This window comes from Novosphingobium sp. HNCC26DJ243, from assembly GCF_057180545.1.
In genome coordinates, this window is record NZ_JBXUGN010000007.1 from 140,790 (window position 1) to 156,945 (window position 16,156).

14 protein-coding genes and 1 pseudogene are annotated in these 16,156 nt (G+C 59.3%); 6 read left to right on the forward strand and 9 right to left on the reverse strand.

The annotated features are described in order from the left end of the window. Nucleotides 1–7 precede the first annotated feature (7 nt). A complete protein-coding gene (locus AC2A04_RS17040; RefSeq protein WP_484213561.1) occupies nucleotides 8–850 on the reverse strand; it encodes a DUF7146 domain-containing protein in 843 nt (280 codons plus the stop codon). Between the two features lie 771 nt (nucleotides 851–1,621). On the opposite strand from AC2A04_RS17040, the gene AC2A04_RS17045 reads away from it, so the two are divergent. Beyond that, entirely contained in the window at nucleotides 1,622–2,737 is a 1,116-nt protein-coding gene (locus AC2A04_RS17045) for a RepB family plasmid replication initiator protein (protein ID WP_484213562.1), read from the forward strand. Nucleotides 2,738–2,801: 64 nt separating this feature from the next. On the opposite strand, the gene AC2A04_RS17050 is transcribed toward AC2A04_RS17045, so the two are convergent. From AC2A04_RS17050 to AC2A04_RS17060, 3 genes are all read right to left on the reverse strand, one after another. Further along, a complete protein-coding gene (locus tag AC2A04_RS17050) occupies nucleotides 2,802–3,197 on the reverse strand; it encodes a hypothetical protein (RefSeq protein WP_484213563.1) in 396 nt (131 codons plus the stop codon). After that, nucleotides 3,190–3,978 carry an AAA family ATPase gene (locus tag AC2A04_RS17055; protein ID WP_484213564.1) on the reverse strand — a complete coding sequence of 263 codons (789 nt, stop codon included), beginning with the start codon at nucleotides 3,976–3,978 and terminating at the stop codon, nucleotides 3,190–3,192. The genes AC2A04_RS17050 and AC2A04_RS17055 overlap by 8 nt, the downstream gene beginning before the upstream one ends. Before the next feature lie 1,272 nt (nucleotides 3,979–5,250). Next, a complete protein-coding gene (locus AC2A04_RS17060; protein ID WP_484213565.1) occupies nucleotides 5,251–6,420 on the reverse strand; it encodes a hypothetical protein in 1,170 nt (389 codons plus the stop codon). Between the two features lie 1,639 nt (nucleotides 6,421–8,059). Between AC2A04_RS17060 and AC2A04_RS17065 the strand changes: the two genes are divergently transcribed. The 3 genes from AC2A04_RS17065 to AC2A04_RS17075 are packed head-to-tail and all read left to right on the forward strand — an operon-like array spanning nucleotide 8,060 to nucleotide 9,881. After that, entirely contained in the window at nucleotides 8,060–9,316 is a 1,257-nt protein-coding gene (locus AC2A04_RS17065; RefSeq protein WP_484213566.1) for an NYN domain-containing protein, read from the forward strand. 21 nt (nucleotides 9,317–9,337) lie between these two features. Continuing rightward, on the forward strand, nucleotides 9,338–9,589 hold the full coding sequence (locus tag AC2A04_RS17070) for a type II toxin-antitoxin system RelE family toxin (protein WP_484213567.1): 252 nt from the start codon (nucleotides 9,338–9,340) through the stop codon (nucleotides 9,587–9,589). Between the two features lie 13 nt (nucleotides 9,590–9,602). Then, nucleotides 9,603–9,881 carry a helix-turn-helix transcriptional regulator gene (locus AC2A04_RS17075; RefSeq protein ID WP_484213568.1) on the forward strand — a complete coding sequence of 93 codons (279 nt, stop codon included), beginning with the start codon at nucleotides 9,603–9,605 and terminating at the stop codon, nucleotides 9,879–9,881. 298 nt (nucleotides 9,882–10,179) lie between these two features. On the opposite strand, the gene AC2A04_RS17080 is transcribed toward AC2A04_RS17075, so the two are convergent. The 5 genes from AC2A04_RS17080 to AC2A04_RS17100 form a co-directional block, all read right to left on the reverse strand. After that, a complete protein-coding gene (locus AC2A04_RS17080) occupies nucleotides 10,180–11,310 on the reverse strand; it encodes a transposase (protein ID WP_484213569.1) in 1,131 nt (376 codons plus the stop codon). Beyond that, nucleotides 11,307–12,245, reverse strand: coding sequence for an IS1595 family transposase (locus AC2A04_RS17085; protein ID WP_484213570.1), 939 nt, complete (start codon nucleotides 12,243–12,245; stop codon nucleotides 11,307–11,309). Before AC2A04_RS17085 ends, AC2A04_RS17080 begins: the two co-directional genes overlap by 4 nt. Nucleotides 12,246–12,688: 443 nt before the next feature. After that, nucleotides 12,689–13,240: an LptA/OstA family protein gene (locus AC2A04_RS17090; protein ID WP_484213571.1), complete on the reverse strand. Its 552-nt coding sequence runs from the start codon at nucleotides 13,238–13,240 to the stop codon at nucleotides 12,689–12,691. Further along, on the reverse strand, nucleotides 13,237–13,881 hold the full coding sequence (gene lptC, locus AC2A04_RS17095; protein WP_484213572.1) for an LPS export ABC transporter periplasmic protein LptC: 645 nt from the start codon (nucleotides 13,879–13,881) through the stop codon (nucleotides 13,237–13,239). Before lptC ends, AC2A04_RS17090 begins: the two co-directional genes overlap by 4 nt. A 24-nt stretch (nucleotides 13,882–13,905) precedes the next feature. Beyond that, the gene (locus AC2A04_RS17100) at nucleotides 13,906–14,523 is read right to left on the reverse strand and encodes a ribonuclease D (protein ID WP_484213573.1); all 618 of its coding nucleotides are present in this window, start codon (nucleotides 14,521–14,523) and stop codon (nucleotides 13,906–13,908) included. A 737-nt stretch (nucleotides 14,524–15,260) separates the two neighbouring features. Here AC2A04_RS17100 and AC2A04_RS17105 point away from each other — a divergent pair. Next, nucleotides 15,261–15,509: a hypothetical protein gene (locus AC2A04_RS17105; protein ID WP_484213574.1), complete on the forward strand. Its 249-nt coding sequence runs from the start codon at nucleotides 15,261–15,263 to the stop codon at nucleotides 15,507–15,509. A 107-nt stretch (nucleotides 15,510–15,616) separates the two neighbouring features. Beyond that, nucleotides 15,617–16,015 (forward strand): annotated as a pseudogene (locus AC2A04_RS17110) (transposase); the annotation flags it as partial. Nucleotides 16,016–16,156: the final 141 nt, after the last annotated feature.

Below are 16,156 nucleotides of genomic sequence, written 5' to 3' on the forward strand. Positions count from 1 at the left end.
CCTCCCCTCACCGTTTCAGGAGCTGCGCCCAGTCGTTCATGCGGCCCGGCGGCCATTCGGTCTCGATTGCAAGGCCGGGGCGTCGGTAGGATTCGGCTGCGCGATCGCGCGCCCTTCTGCCTTCGGCGTCGTTGTCGGCCAGCAGGATCACGGTTTCGACCGAGGCCGGGATGTCGACCTGGTGAAACCGTTTGGCACCCATCGTCGCCCAGGCCTGTATACCCGTGAGCGACGTATAGGCAGCCGCGGTCTCGAAGCCCTCGCACATGCCGATGGTCTTGGCTGGCAGGCCATTGGTCCACGCAGCGCCAATGGCCTGACCGAGGACGCGCTTCTCGGTGCAGGCCGCTGTCGACGGTTCTAGGAAAATCCGCTGGATCGCTGCGATCGTGCCCGCCATGCGCATGGCGAGGAGAAGTGCCGGTTTGAACTGGACGCTAGCCCCTTGGCCATAGGGGCATCTGGGATGATAGCGAAGGTCGTCGAGCGGTCCCCAGATGTGCCGCACCTCTCGGATATAACGCTCGGCAAGGGTTCCATCCACCGATCGCCCGGACCGCCAGATCGCGAGGTAGGCAGTTTCACGGTGGGTTGATGGCCGATAGATTTCGGCCGGACGAAGCGAAGGAATTTGGGCCAGTGCACGCAGCGCCTGTATTACAGCCTTTCTTTCGCATCCAGCATGACATGTGACGAGAATGCCGCGGTCGCCCTGCCGGATCGAAAGCGATGGCGTCGCGTCGGCATGCGATGGACAGGGGCACATCGCGGTGTCACCAAACCAACGGCCGCCAATACGCTCGATCAGCACGCGAAGTTCAGGGGAGGGTCTGTTGCGAACAATGGACATACCACCTGCATCAATCCACCCTCCCCTCTCTTGACCTTTAATCCTTTGAACAAAAAACGCCCAAGCGCAGCTTGGGAGCTTCCATGATTCCAGATTCTAAGATTCAGAGTGGTTTAAAGTCGTAGAAACAAGGCGTTAACCCCCCTCTATGCGAGCCGGTGGGGGCTTTAGCGTGAGTGTATGGGGGGCTTTGAGTGAGTGGATGGGGGCTGTCATATGAGATCAGGGGGGTTTGTGTGAGTAGTCGGGGGATGTGTGCGAGATATTCGAAACTTCTGCCCGGAAATCTCTGAATTGCCGTTGTGAATCTTGAAACTGCCTACATTTCGCCCGTGGGCCGTGTCTTTGTGAGGTTTCGGGGGGCGTGCACGCCGCGATGTACCTCTCTGTGTGAGAAAGCGGGGGCTTTGCGGTGGATCGTCCCCCTGCCGCAGTCGTGTTTATATGTGCCCTCGGGGGCATTGGAAAAAACAGTTATCAATCAGTGATATAGCGATGCTTTTCTGTGAGTGGCCGGGGGGGCCGTTCAATGACCAGAACCTCTTTGCTTGATCGTGCCGGATTGAGGCGTGTTTGTGTGAGCGATCGGGGGTAAAGCGCCGATGGAGCAATATCGGCTTTGGAGCCACGTCTTTATGTGAGCGGATGGGGGCCATGTGGCCGGCCGGATCGGCAAGGATATATCCGGTCGCGGGAAGCCGGAAAAGTTGCGTCTCTATGAGTAGGTGGGGGTGTGTTCTCTTTATGACATGTTGATGCTATCGAACTCACATGGAGCTCGATTCGGACACAACGGATATCGAGGTTACTCCAGGTTTGGAGGGCCTCAGTCGCACCTTGCGTGTGGCCGAGGTGATTCGCCGCAAGGACCTCGACTTTGTAAGTAAGCCTGGCGAACTCGTCGAATCGGAGTTCGAGACAGGTTCGTTGAGTGCAGCTGCCCGAAAGGCTTTCGCGCTGATGTTGCGCAAGGCCGGGCCTGACGCCGGAGAGATCAAGACCTTCACGATTACGAAGAAGGAACTGCGCGGGTCCCACAAGGGAAATGAACGAATTCAGCCAGTTATGGATGAACTTCTGCGCGTGATTGTGCGAATCAGGACTACAACGAAAAAGGGCAAGCCGGCGATCATGTCACAGTCGCTCCTGGCGAGTTGCGTTGAGGAGATTTCGGAAGACGGCATGAGTGTCGTCGAGTTTGAATTCTCCGATAACTTCAAACGCGTCATTCAGCGATCAGATTACTACGCGCGGGTCAATCTGGGGGTCATGCTCGCCTTGCAGTCGCGATATGCCCTGACTCTTTATGACCTGGGCTGCCTCATCATCAATCGCCAGAACCGGGTCGTGAGAATGACTGTCGAGGAATTGCGGCGCAGGCTGGGAGTGCCCGACGGCAGTTTCAAGAATTTCGCGGAATTTCGCCGGGATGTCCTCGTAAAGTCGAAGGCCGAGATTGACCAGTTGGCCGATTTCACGGTCGAGTGGGACGAAGTGCGCGGGTCTGGCCGAGGGCGGCCAGTGGAAGCGGTGAAATTGACATTTTGCCCCAAGGATCCGGTCGAACAGGAGGAGACTGCCAAGGAGCTGGACCGACCGAAGGTGGGGCGGCGCGCGCGCCGGGACGGGTCTGTCGAGCAGATCGTCCGTGTTGTGCCCACGCGCCCTGCCCGCGAGCTGTTCCCTGCGCAGTCCCTGCATTTTTGCGGTGATCAGCGGATCCTGACCATAGTGAGTGACTTTGGCGGAGGATGGGACAAGGACTTGGTGGCCGAGGCATTCCGCAAGACGATGGGGCCAAAGCTCGACACGCTGAGCGGTCAGGCGCTCTACAAATCGTGGGAAGGGTTCTGCCGTAATTTCGTGTCCGCACGCGGGCGAGCGTGAGCCCCTCCCCCAAAATCTCACATAAACATCGATTGACGTGGGTGCGAGGCAGTTCTGCAAGCGTTCAAGCCCCCTGCCCTTCCCCATCAGCGAGATCAAGCAAGGCGATGATGCCGTCAGGCAGGCTGAGATTGCGCTCATCGCACCACTTTACGAGCCGGTCGCGCTCTGGTGGCGACAATCGCATGCTGATATGGAGGGAGCGCGCTGGTCCTCGCTGCGGTTTGCGCTTGGGAACGATGCCGTGGTCCTGGGCCACCTGCGGAAAATAGTTGCCGGGAAGCGCTGCTGGCGCGCGATCACGCGCCTGCGGCGGTGGCGATGATGCCGGCTTTGCCATAGTGGTGGCCGCAACGAGGTTCTTGAGGCGCTCTGCAGGGTTTTCGGGTTGTTCCAGGCGTTGTCGGGTGGAGCCGATGATGTCCCCCATCGCGCTTCCAGCAAGGTTGCGATCAGACATTCACGATCTCCCTTTTCTGAATTTTATCAAGGATATTGGCGAGGATGCTCTGCGCGATGAGGCGTGCCTTCTCGGTTTTTGCCAATTTGTGCCTTTCGACTTCGCCGAGCGTCATGCGGAAATTGGACATGGCCCGGAAGGCGTCGAGAGTGTGCATCTGCTCGGTAAACGTTGGTAAAGCCGCATTGATCTGGCTGTCGATTTCCCACTCTGCCTTCGATCGCGCGACCTGCCCGGTCTGTGTGATGAGCACACTGTAAGGTACGCCGCCGCACATCTTGTCCAGCATTTCGCTGGTCTCGACTGTCCGTTCCAGATCAAGGCGCGATGAGCGCGTGGGAATGACGACAAAGTCAGAATCCATCGCTGCATAAGCCGTCTTGAAGTTGGACGTGCCTTCGGAGTCCACGATCACGAGTTGCGCGATTTCCCGGGCTTTGTTGATGGCCGCGCCAATATCGGCGTCGCGGAGCTGGGAGGCATCCTCTACGATGATGCTTGAGTCCCCTCCCCTCCCCGCGGCGAGACGGTCACGGTGCCAGTTCAGGAGGCTGTTCTGGCGATCGGCGTCAAGCATGAACACAGAGCCGCCGAGCGCCTCGAACTCTGATGCGAGCGCGAGTGCGAGGGTCGTCTTGCCGGCGCCGCCTTTGCTCTGTGCGATGGTGATAACTGGCAACGCGAATCTCCTGCTTGTCGGGCAGCGCGGCATGTGGCGCGGCACCACGTCCTGGCACATTTCATAGCGCGTGTTGGGGCGCTGTGCAATGGACCAGCGCATGCGCGGCTACTGTTGCATGTGCGTGTGTGTGCGCGTCAATACGCGCTGGGCAAAGCGCTCGGGCGATGTGCGACGAACGCGCGGCACAGGCGTGCAGCGTTGCCACCCATGCGGCACAACGCGCGACACAGTCGTGCCGCGATCCATAACCCGCGCCACAACGCGCGGCACAGCGATAACCCATTGAATTTACGATATTTTATCCTGACTCAACCGAGTCCGACGGTCCCGCGACGCTGTCGTGACCTGCTCGTCCCGATCCTGCTTGCCGGATTGATTCACGTATCCCGCCAGTCGCAGGCAAGCGGGAACACCCGACCCGGTGGAAATGCCAAACGCCCAAGGCGACTTCGGCACAACCTGTCCTTGACGGCCATGGCGGCAGCCGAAGTGAACTTGCGTAACGCTCAGATCGAGAATTGCTCCGCCGGTCTGTGGACGGCGACCCACGCGTTTGGGCGTGCCCTTAATCGGGAATTGACCAAGGGCCATTGCGCCGGATCGCCTCCACCTAGCCAACAACATACCCGTCGCCCCACAGAGGGGATCGACGCACTTGCCTGGTTCGGCCGGCAACGGGTGCGTGACTTTTCGATTGCGATGCCGTTTCCCGACACGAGCCGATCGGCAAAGATCACGATTGTTCATGGTCATAATCCCATCCAACCATAGGGGAGGGGAGGCCACCCGACGCGTGACGCAGCATTGGCGCTCATGCGGCAGCAGATTACCCACGGGATTGACGTTCAGCGACAGATGAAACGCGGTTCATGACGCGACAAGTCGCCTGTGGACCCGCTCGAGGTCGGACCAAAGTCGGCTCAGGCGCCGCATGGCCAAGCCACGCGGTCTTTCAAAGGCCAACGGCCTTGCGGCGACCCCGTTCGGGAGCGGCTCCTGCTGCCCCCGATCACTCAGGCAGACGCGCGCCAATCACAAAGTTCAGCAATAGAACTGCCGAGCCAGAAAGCCTCAAAAGGCGCCTGTTTGCGCTCCTATTGGGAAGCAGGCGGGGCCAGCCAAAGACCGCACATCGACCGCTCATCACGCTAAACATGGTCATGATCAGGCCATCAGCTCCCGCAGCTTAGCTGCCTGAGACCAAGTGCCTGAACGACGCAATCGCATTGCCGGTAAAGGGGGCAGGGGAGTCCTGGCTGACGGCCCTCAGATCCTCACGTCAGACAAAAAGGTCGACGGTCCAGACAAGCACATCGAGATTCCGCTTATCCGCACGCCTTGCCCTGGCGATGGCCATCTTTCCAGCAGATATCACACCGGAGGCGCCTCAATTCGAGCCAGCAGGCGGTCGATCTCAGCCATGGCTTCGTCAAACTGCGCAAGGGTGGGGGAGGGGCGCGAGGCTGATCGATAGTCCGGTAAGTGCGTGTTGGCCATGCGCGGTTCCTGCCCGGTCAGGATCACCATTCCCTTGTTCGTCGAGCGCATCACAAGGCCGGCCGCGATCAGGGCGTCGCTGATAGTGTAGGTGCCGCGGCGGCTCACGTGGAAGCCTTTGATGACTTGGTCGAGACCGAGCGGGGCGAAGCCGATCGCGGCCATCCAGACCAGTGGAGCCTTTGCATTAGAGCGAAGACGCCCGCAGGCCTCCTTGGCGATGGTGGCGCGGTAACGCGCTGCTTCTGCACCCCTCAGCAGGCGCTCTGCCATGGCCGTGATGCTCTCGCTGAGCATTATCTGGCGCTCGCCCTCCCAATGCTGCGCGGCAAGCGAATGTGCTGAAACTACGCCGGGGCAGGGGAGGGGAATGTGCCAGGTCCCGCAACTGGCGAGCAGGGAGCCAAGTACTATGTCGATTGCCCACAGCGGGGTATGCGGACTGGTTTGCTCGTAAGCAAAATCGCGCCTCCCGATCGATAAGATCCGAGTTCCGCGCTCGAGCGGCGCAAATTGGGGATCCCTTGCCGCCATTGATGTCAGTCTGCTCAATGCCGGGAAGGGGAGGGAGCCCGCGCTGGCTGTCGCGGCCTGGCTGACCAATATCCGTGCGCGTTCAAGTGCGTCACGCGCGAAGTCGTTATCATGACTGTCGGCGTGCTCGACCGCAAATCGGCCCATGGCCTGAACTTGCCGCGCTGCCTGGGCGAGCGGGTCCCAGCCATGGAGAACCACTTCAGCAAGGATTGCCTGAACGATCGCGCGCGCAGAGCAGGCGGTGAGGGGGCCTTCCTCGGGCGCCCGGCCAGTGCCTGTGAACCAGGCGTCGAATCTGAGATCCGCGTCGGTAAACCCGGCCTGGCGCAGCGCACAGAGTAAAACGTTGCGTAGCAAACTCCAGCAAAACAACCGCTTTTCAGGCCCATCGAGTCCGGCTAGCAATCCGTCCAGACGGCCCAGCGCAAGCATGCATTCGGCCTGCGCCGCAGCGACCTGGGACGAGTCCGCGTCGGTATCGTTGGCCAGCGGGTGAAACGGCTCCATGAAAGATATGTAGTGAAACGACGTTTGCTACACAAGTGCTGGTACATTCGTTCGATGCACATGCGATAAGTGCAGTTATCACATGTAACAGGCTTCCATGATGAGCGGCCAGATAGCTCGGTCATGGCCATTCTTCCCCTCAGGATTTCGTTGAATGAAGTGCAAAGTTCCTGCGGTGTCGAGCGGTCCTTGCTGGCACGGGGCGCCTCGCATCATTGCGACACCAGATCTCCCTGCCGCAATTACCCAAGCAGCGCCCCCAAAACTCGGTGCGGGCGTTCCGCAGCGACATTGAGGCGTTCGACACCTGGTGCCAGATCGATGGTCGACCGACGCTGCCGGCACAGCCTGCCATGATTCGCGCATCTCTGGTGGATCGCGCGGCACAACCAGCGACACAATGGTGCCGCAGGTTGTGCCGCGCCTTCATTATCGGCTCGATACCGAGCCTCCATCAGCGCGTTTGCGTCGGCTCTGCAGACTTTCCTTTTAGATGGTCATTCTCACCTTGCAGGCGCCTCGGCGGGAAAAGGGCCGAGTTCAACGCCAGGGCCGGCCACTGCGGTTCCGCGGAAGCGTCAAAGATCTGCTGGTCGACCTTCCACTTGCGTCCAATATGCGGGCGGCTCCAGCTATACTGGGGAATTCCCTCACGAACCTGCGCGACAGGGCGTTGCATTTGGTCGCTTACGGCACCGGCCTGTGTGCCAGTGAACAACTGGCCGTCAAGGTCGAGGATCTTGTGGAGGCTGAGGACGCTGACGCTTGCCTCTTGCAGAGCAGGCGCCAGGGTTGATCAGGAAGGGGAGGGGCCTACCGCCCATTTGTCTTCGCGCAGTGTCACGGCAGTTTCGCTATGACCGGACCCAGCCGGAATATCTGCCGGGCCAAGATATAGGCGCGTCATCGTCTGCCGCCATGGCGGAAAGGCCCCGTTGGCCCCGGATGGATAGTAAGTCGCTGGCATGGAACGCGCGTTGGTTTGCCCAAGGATTTAAGGCAAAGGCTGCTGCTGTGGCGAGGATCGAAAACGGTTGGGGGCACGGGGGGCGTTGTATGCAGGATCAGGGACGCCGATTGCCAGTCTGGCTCGGTGCCCGGCTGGTGCGGAACTACAAGGGCAAAATGGCGCTGACCAAGGCAGGAAAGGTGCTGGCGCAGCGACCAGCCGCCCTATGGGCTGTGCTCACCACTATTTCTGTGCGAGTTCGATCACGCTGCCCAAACCCGGTTTGACGATCGCCTACGGGGCAACTGGGTTGTGTTTCTCAACATCCTGAACATCGAAGCGCAGACCGGTATTTCGCAGGATCGCTTTACCTCGCTGGTGAATGGCCTGACAGGAAGTGCTGAAGCTGGACTACCATTTCCGACCGCTGGTTTATATGCACGTGCTGCGGCCGTTGGTGTGGGTGGGACTGCGGGAGGAGCATCGAGGCGCCACAGAACGGCTATTCATCAAAACGCAGCTCTGGCAGGCGCCTTGGAAGTTCGGATCCCATGACTTTCTCACGCCGACGACACGACATTGATGCAGGCAGTCTGGGAGAGGTGTTTGAGCCAGATCCAGGTGTGATTCATGTAGAATCAACGGCCGTATCGGATAAGGCTAGGCGAGTTTGTCTCACCGGAACCGCGCATGTCGACCAAATCCGCTATCTTTCTCGACTTCGACAACGTCTTCAGCACCTTGTGGGATTTGGATCGCAATGCTGCCGTCAAATTCGCGTCGGAACCGGCAGACTGGCTGGAAATGCTTGCCAGCAGCTATCTCAGCGCATCTCCAAGGCGGTGGCTGGTTGCCCGGTGTTACCTGAATCCCGCCGGATACGTGCTGGACCCGGCCCGCCAAAACGAGCGCTACTATTATTCGAAGTTTCGGCCGGGGTTTGTGCGGGCGGGCTTTGAAGTCATTGACTGCCCGGTTCTTACCCGGGGTGGCAAGAACGCAGCGGACATTCGCATCGTCATCGATGCCTTGGACCTTCTGAACCATCGCACTCATTTCGATGAATTCGTACTTGCCTCGGGCGACTCGGATTTCACACCGTTGTTGCAGCGCCTCAGGGCCGAAGACCGGTTGATCACGATCGCTTCGCCCGGCTACCTCTCGTCTGCGTACACAGCTCTGGCGGATCAACTGTTAGGTTTTGATGCTCTTGAGGCCCTGCTGCAAGGGCAGTCAGACGCCACGGAGGAGCCAGCGTCCATGACTGTTCTTGCGACCGATGCAAACGTGGCCAAAGATGCCTCGGACAGCTTCGCTCAATTCATCAATCAGCGTTACGCTTCTGCCACCGCCCCCCTCAACCTTGCTGCCTTGGCTTCCGAAGTGGCACGAATCTGCCCGATGGCAAAGGACAGCAACTGGCTCGGCAAAGGCACATTCCGCGCGGCCGTGACCTCCTTGAAACTGCCAAATGTCCACTTTTCGAACCACCACTTGTGGGACGAGGAGCGGCACCAGCCGCCTGAAACGAAGGGTACGAAAAGTGCGTTGCCCGGTCCGAACGTGATGCTCACGCGCGCCGTGGAATTGCCCAGAATTGCGAGCGAAGATTGGCCCAAGGTGTTTCGGATTTTGGCGACCTACGCAGCCGCTCACGAGTTCAACCTGACGGAAGCAGGGATTTGGGCACGTGATGAATTGGCGAAAGAGGGTGTGCATACATCCCGCACTGCGCTCAATTACGTCATTCGCGGTACGTATTTCGGCGGCGTGCAATTGGATGCCAGAACTTCGCCATCGGCAGAGGACGTTGGAAAGGCATTCCTCAGCGCGCTGCTTGACCGCGCTGGTGCAGTAGGTGTGCCGCTTGATCCTGAAATGGAAAATACCTTGTGTCGCTGGCTAGGCTTGCCAGCGATGGGTCAGGCAGCATTGATGAACACGTAGCCATCAGCTACAAATCGTGTTGTGAACCCCGTCAGCTACAGCCGCTCGGCGTTCAAGACCATGCGTAAGATGCCAAGGGATACCGCCGAGCGTATCATGGGCAAGGTAGATCAATACCCTGCCGATCCTGCCTCACGCCCCTGCAACGCCAAGGCGTTGCAGGGGCGTGAGGGCATTCGGCTTCGGGTTGGCGACTGGCGGGTGATCATGCGGAATGGTGAGGTGCTGGCGGTGCTGGAAATCGGCTCGCGTGGCAGCATTTGCGGGGCGTAGGAGGCAAGCAGGGGTGAAATGGTTTCGATCCCTGCCGAAGAGTACTGGCGCCTTCTCGCTATCGCAGAGGGCATGTTCGACTTGGGGGGCCTATGACCGTGCTGTCGAGGCGCTGGCTTCGGGTGAGGACGACCTGCTGCCCGCCGAGATGGCGCGTCGGATCGTTGCCGGTGAGGCTCCTTTGCGCGTCTGGCGTGAGCATCGCGGTTATACCCAGTCCGCCTTGTCCGAGCGGTCTGGCGTCAATCGCGTGCAGATTGCCAACATCGAGGCTGGCACGAAGACCGGTTAGGTGGAGACGCTGAAGAAGCTGGCGGATGCCTTGGGGATGGCGCTCGACGATCTCGCCTGAGCCATCGCTAACCGGGTCTGGTGTGGGTCGGATTTTGGAATTTCCCAGTGCCAAAGTGCGATAACAATCAGCGCGCCAAATTCGGAAAATCGGTGCGTTTGGGCAGTATCTGGGTTCTGATAAGTCGGTGGGTCTTACGGGCCACAAAGTAGCTGAAATATATAGAAATGCTGCAATGCAGCAAATCCATGCGTAATAAACTCGCAGGTGTGAAGGGCGGCGAAGAACACGATCGGCATCATTTGTCATCGTCGCAGGGCGTGTTTGCAGCATGATCTTGCGCAAACGGCGTTAGGCTCTCCCTTCGCGCGGCATCATTTGGCTGCTGCAATAGGCGTTTCGCGCGGGACATCGGCGGAAACGCGCAAATCATATCCCAGAATGTCTCATGGGACCGGTCACGTCGATTGAAGCGGAAATTGAATTCGCCGAGGTATTTCCAGAGTTGGGCCGCGTCGTAGTGGACATGGTTGTCACGCAGGGCTCTCCTCAGGTGCATCCAGTAGACCTCGACAACGCCGTTGATACCGCAATATCTCTCCAGGAGTTCGATCCGGAATGTGCGGATCAGCTTCGTGTAAAAGCCGTGGCCTGACAGATGGCGCAGTTTTGCTTGATCTTCATAGACAAGGACAGAGTTGGGTGCGACGCGTGAGAGGAGGATCGGCGTGATCGTCCGGATGCGACGGTTTGGGATTATGCATGTCACAATGTGGTGGCGGTCGTAGATCGCCATGACCACTGTCCTTACATTTCTGCCGGTGTGACGATGTCTGACACCTTTGACCGTCGTGAACGATATACCTACGCGGACATCGGGCCCGCCCACCATGCGCCCTGCCTCGAGAAGCGCCATATGCTCACGTATGTGATCGGCAATCTTGAAGGACGTGCTTTTGCCGAGCCCAAGCAGTCTCCCGAGCATACTGAGTGGTACGCCGACTTTCGAGTTCGCAAAGTAGAGCATGGCATGGAGCCAGTGTGTCAGCGGGATGCGCGTCCGGTCGAACAGGGTGCCCGAGGTGGGCGTCAGGTAAATGTACTTGCAGCAACGGCCGGAATAGCGGCGGAAGTTTCGGATGCGATACATTATGACCGGCTTGCCGCAGGTATCACAAAAGACCCGGCCAGCGTATCTCACCATAAACATGTGGTCGACTATTGCGGTGTCATTTGGCAGCGCGGCACGAACAGCATGGATGCTGGTGCCTTCCCGTCCGGGCGGCGCCCAACGCATTCTGGGCGGAATTTTGCCGAGAAACGCCTCGGCGAAACGGCCGAACGAGTCATCCGCCCCACAAGGGGATGCTGCCTCGGCCTGGCGGACTTGAGGCACCGGCCGTTTTGCGGGAGGCGTAAGATTCGTCATAGGCCGACCGGGGTGCTGATGCAGGCGTCCATATGTTCGTGAGGCGCAGGAATGTCAGGAAAATTCGGAAAGGATGACAGCATGTCCCAATAAGTGTCGCAGGAGCGGTTGCGGCGATTATAGACAAAATTGAAGCTGTTTATGTATTTCCACAGGTTGCGGCGATCCACGCGCAAGTGACTCACTCTGAGATAGCGTTTCATGTGCCCCCAGTAGGACTCGATCTGCGCTTGGCTGATGCCGTTCTCATCAGCATAGATCTGCCTGGAATGGTTGACAGTAACGGTCTTCCATCCCTGCTTTGGCAAGGACCGGTATGATGCATGACCGTCGGTCACAATTATCGAGCCTTTGGCGACCAGTTTATCGACAAGCGGCAGGATCGTGGCCTGTCTCCTGTCCGGTATGATCGTCGAAACGAGTTCGCCGCGCGTGCACATGCCAAGGATGATCACCTTGTTGTGACAACCACTTTCGGAAAGTACGCCGCGAAACAGCGCTTCATCGATATGGACATGCTGGTCTGGCCCTCCGATCTTCCGGCGATTTTCAAGCAGAGCCATGTGGGTGCGTATGCGGTCGCAAAGATGGAATGCAGCCTGGTGCGAAACGCCGAGCAGACGCTGCGCGAGCGTTGCCGAAACGCCCGTCCGTGAATTTGCGAAGTAGAGCATGACAAGAAACCAGTCCCTCAGCGGAACTCTCGTCTGATGGAAGATCGAGCCTGCCGCAGGGTAGATTTCAACGTTCCTGCAGCATCGGGCCTTGAAAAAGCGTTTTGTGCCAACCTTGTACCAGGTGGCAGGGCGACGGCAGGCCAGGCACGGAAATCCCTGGCCAAACCGGACGTCGAAAAGATGGCGCAGACACGCGTCTTCGTCGGGAAAGACCTTTTCCATAAGGTCGAGGCTCGTCCCTTCAATGGAAGCGCCCACGTCCAGGATTGCTCGCGGCCGAAAGCCGAAGACGGGATCGCCGTAAATCCCCCAAGCTGTTCGCGGCGCGATACCGGGGAAGGGCTCGCATGTTCGCATGTCATCACATCGAGGCGCGCCTGCCCCTCGGCGGCGAGCCAGGCGGTTCGTCGCGCGAGAACACTGGGAATCGCGCCCCGCGTATTCCCCGTGGGTATTGTATTTCGCAGGCCACCCGACCTTAGCCGGAGCCCAGTGTTTTTTTGCTGACATGCAGCCCTGCTCTCACGACGAAGATCGAGCAGAGCTTCAACGATAGTGTGATGGTGACCGAAACGCAACTGCGACGGCAGGCGCGCCCTGCTTGCGCGAAGGCTCATCAGTTCCGAAAGTCATGTCCGTCCGGAGAGAAGCTTTTCCTATCCTGTCGGACACCGCCTCCTTGTCGAGGCGGTCATGCTCGGTCAGTCTTTCTGACGGACGTTGAATGTGCCTGAAACGCGACCGCCCCCGGCCGAGCCTGCAGAACCGGAACGTCCGTCAACGCTCGACAGACCCGAATCGAGGTCGATTACAAGACGGCCTCCGTTCAGCGTGTCGCCCGAGCGCCGCAAGGCGACGTTCCCGGTCATCGTGATGACGTTACGATCGAAGTCGTAGACCGCAACATCACCGCGCGCGCTTTCGCCTCCGCGCGTCACCTGTACCCCGCCCGTTGCATCGATGCGATCGATGCTGATCTCGCCCGGATTGCTGTAGGCCACCGTCGTGCGCGCAGCGCGCAGTCGAAGATCGGACTGCGAGATGTCGACATTGCCGGAAAGCACCACGCGTTTGGCCTTGTCCTGTACCTCGATGCGATCAGCCGCGTAGTTCACCGGAGCCTTGCTGTCGTGCCCGGCAATACCTTGCGCGAACAGCGCATTGGCGCCTGCAACCAGTGCAGTCGCCCCGGCGAAGCCGATCACGGCCATGCGAAACGGACGGGCGGCACGGAAGATCTCGAGCGTGGTCATGGCATCTTCATCCTGCCCGGCACCATGCGGAGGCGGGCGTTCCCTTCAAGCGTGACGGAGCGTTCCGACAGATCGGCGCTTATCCTGTCGGCAGAAAATGTTCCAGCCGGAATACGGCCTTCGACAGGCCCCCGGCTTCTGAGGCTCTTGGCTCCGAGGTCGATATCGACGTTCGTTGCCGTCATCCGATAGCCGTCCGATGTCTGGAAATTGATCGGGCCTGCAATATCGACAATCTCGTTGCCGAAATTGTAGTCGCCCTTTCCGGCCGTCAGCTGGGCCGGCCCGTCATCGAGCATGATCCGGGCGGTCAGCTGGTCGAGCTGGATCAGCGGAATGGCCTTGGTCCGCTGGACCGCAGAGCCGGCCGTGATCGAGAAGCCCCGACCTTCATTGTCCTGCCCTCGATACATCGCGCTCGATACCTGCATCCGGTCCTCGAGAACCGCGACCTTGCGCCGGTCGAGCAGGAAACTGATCTCGCCGCGTGGAGAAATCGGCGCGATGACCATGACCGCAATCAAGGCGCCTACCGCAGCTGGCAGCGCGCGCGCCAGGAAATGAACCAGTCTGTCGTGAAAACCGCCTGGCGCTGCAAAGCGGCGCCGACGGGTTCGCATCATGTCGGCTTCTAAGGTCATGCTGGTTGCCTGGAGCAAGACATCTTACTCGTGGCTGAAGATATCGCGGTCGGACCAGCCTGCGAGGTCGAGGCGCGCGCGCATCGGCAGAAAGTCAAAGCAGGCCTGCGCAAGTTCGGTGCGGTTTTCGCGGGCAAGCCGTTCCTCGAGGATTTTCTGCATCGCATGGAGATAGCGCACGTCCGAGGCGGCATATTCCTGCTGCGCATCGCTCAGGGTCGGCGCGCCCCAGTCGCTCGACTGCTGCTGCTTGGAGATTTCCTTGCCCAGCAGTTCGCGAACGAGATCCTTGAGACCATGGCGATCGGTATAAGTCCGCACCAGCTTCGAGGCGATCTTGGTGCAGAATACCGGCGCGGCTGTCACGCCGAGGTAGTGTTCGATTGCCGCAAGGTCGAAGCGGGCGAAATGGTAGAGTTTGACCCGGGCCGGATCGGCCAGGACCGCCTTGAGATTGGGGGCATCGAAGCTGCTGCCAGGCCCGAACCGGACAAGGTGTTCGTCACCGCCACCGTCTGAAATCTGGACGACGCACAGGCGATCACGCGGCGTGATCAGTCCCATCGTCTCGGTATCGACGGCTACCGCTCCGGTTGCCAGTACGCCCTCGGGCAAGTCTTCTTCGTGGAGATATACGGCCATCCCATGCGCTTAGGCGGTATGGGATGGCACATCAAGGGTGCAGGGCGAATGGCATGTTGCTTGCTGTCTGCCTTTATCGTTGCGTGCTGGGCGTGGCCAATCGGCGGGACGTTGCGGACTTGCCTGATCGACTGCCGGCGTGAGCTGCGGCGTCTGCGCGTTTTTACGTTGGGGGAAGGGACGCAAAAACGACATCGCAGCAAAGCAGGAGCAATTGCTGGGGGCGTTCGCTGCGAACTCTCGGGGGGCAAGCAATTCGCTTTGACCTTCCATCTTTTGCGTGAACTTGCTCGCGCGGAGCACCATCGGAGAGCGACAGGTCTTTCTGATTCTGGCCGCCGACCGTAATCCCCCAAAGCTGTCGATCAATGGCTTGGTTCAATCAGGCAAGGTGCACCGTGGTCGGGATGGGAGAGCGCTCGGCAGACCCGTAGCGCAATCGCGTTCGGCAAAGCCGCAGCGCTCTCTTGCGAATATGGTTTAGGCAATTTGCCCTAACGAGCCGTTAACGCCGCGGAAACCATATCGCCGCGGGAACGTAAACAGGCAGACCGCCAGTATGTATTGTCAGGACTTGCGAGAATCCTGACCTGCGCGCCGAATGCATCTGATGTTCCTTTCAATTCCCGCTAATGCGCACGAATATTCCCGGGATGACGTGATGGCGTGGACGACTCCCTCACCAAGGTGGCTGTGCAATGATTTGGTCGTTGTGGGTCCACGTCAGGATTAGTTAGATGGAGCAGGAGGTTGTCACCGTTGGATTGGACTTGGCGAAGAATGTGTTTCAGGTTCACGCCATCGCTGCCGATGATGCACAATTGATCAGTCGCAAGCTGCGCAGGGCCGAACTCATCCGGATTTTAGGTGCGTTCATGACGCAACAGCGCCGCATTATAACGCGTTACGATAAGACCGTCCTGTCGTTCGAGAGCTTCCTCAAGCTCGCAGCCCCAAGACTATGGCTACAATCTTTTGTCAACTAGGCGCACACGCGCGTTAGGCGCTTCACGGCATTGCCGCTCAGCTGAGGGCACTAGCGAGCGAGATCGATCGGCTTGAGGCGAAAATCCTCGATTGGCACCGTAACGAAGAGATGAGCCGCAGGCTGGCTACGATCTCTGGGGATCGGCCCGATCACAGCTTCGGCCATCGCGGCTGCGTTGCTCAACGCTTCACTGTTCCGATCAGGCCGTCAGTTTGACGCCTGGCTTGGGCTCACACTTCGTGCGAACAGCTCGGGCGACAAAGAGCGGTTCGGGGAAATAACCAAGCAGGGCGATGGCCATGTTCGCCGGCTTCGGGTGGTCGGTTCAACTGCCGTTATGCGAACGACGCGTAAGAATCCGGGTCGCCACCCTGGATGGCGGGCCTGCTTGAGCGCAACCCTGCGACGATCGCTACAGTGGTGCTCGCCAACAAAACAACACGAATTGCTTGGACCGTGATGACGCGGAGGCATGCTTTGACCGAACAGACCAAAGCGTGTTGAGTGGCGCCCACAGTTCGCACCTGCAGCAGCTTGGCTTGAAGATTTTCGGCGATTGTGCGAAACGGGCCTGGCCGGAAGGTTGGTGGGAGCCTGTTGGTACGGGGGGCGTCTAACGCGCCGAGCGTCACATTTGGTAAGGTA

What these genes read in the sequence shown, in the direction of transcription:
- AC2A04_RS17040 (WP_484213561.1), bottom strand. Translation starts at nt 850, where the DNA reads ATGTCCATTGTTCGCAACAGACCCTCCCCTGAACTTCGCGTGCTGATC.
- AC2A04_RS17045 (WP_484213562.1), top strand. Translation starts at nt 1,622, where the DNA reads ATGGAGCTCGATTCGGACACAACGGATATCGAGGTTACTCCAGGTTTG.
- AC2A04_RS17050 (WP_484213563.1), bottom strand. Translation starts at nt 3,197, where the DNA reads ATGTCTGATCGCAACCTTGCTGGAAGCGCGATGGGGGACATCATCGGC.
- AC2A04_RS17055 (WP_484213564.1), bottom strand. Translation starts at nt 3,978, where the DNA reads ATGCGCTGGTCCATTGCACAGCGCCCCAACACGCGCTATGAAATGTGC.
- AC2A04_RS17060 (WP_484213565.1), bottom strand. Translation starts at nt 6,420, where the DNA reads ATGGAGCCGTTTCACCCGCTGGCCAACGATACCGACGCGGACTCGTCC.
- AC2A04_RS17065 (WP_484213566.1), top strand. Translation starts at nt 8,060, where the DNA reads ATGTCGACCAAATCCGCTATCTTTCTCGACTTCGACAACGTCTTCAGC.
- AC2A04_RS17080 (WP_484213569.1), bottom strand. Translation starts at nt 11,310, where the DNA reads ATGACGAATCTTACGCCTCCCGCAAAACGGCCGGTGCCTCAAGTCCGC.
- AC2A04_RS17090 (WP_484213571.1), bottom strand. Translation starts at nt 13,240, where the DNA reads ATGACCACGCTCGAGATCTTCCGTGCCGCCCGTCCGTTTCGCATGGCC.
- lptC (WP_484213572.1), bottom strand. Translation starts at nt 13,881, where the DNA reads ATGACCTTAGAAGCCGACATGATGCGAACCCGTCGGCGCCGCTTTGCA.
- AC2A04_RS17100 (WP_484213573.1), bottom strand. Translation starts at nt 14,523, where the DNA reads ATGGCCGTATATCTCCACGAAGAAGACTTGCCCGAGGGCGTACTGGCA.
- AC2A04_RS17105 (WP_484213574.1), top strand. Translation starts at nt 15,261, where the DNA reads ATGGAGCAGGAGGTTGTCACCGTTGGATTGGACTTGGCGAAGAATGTG.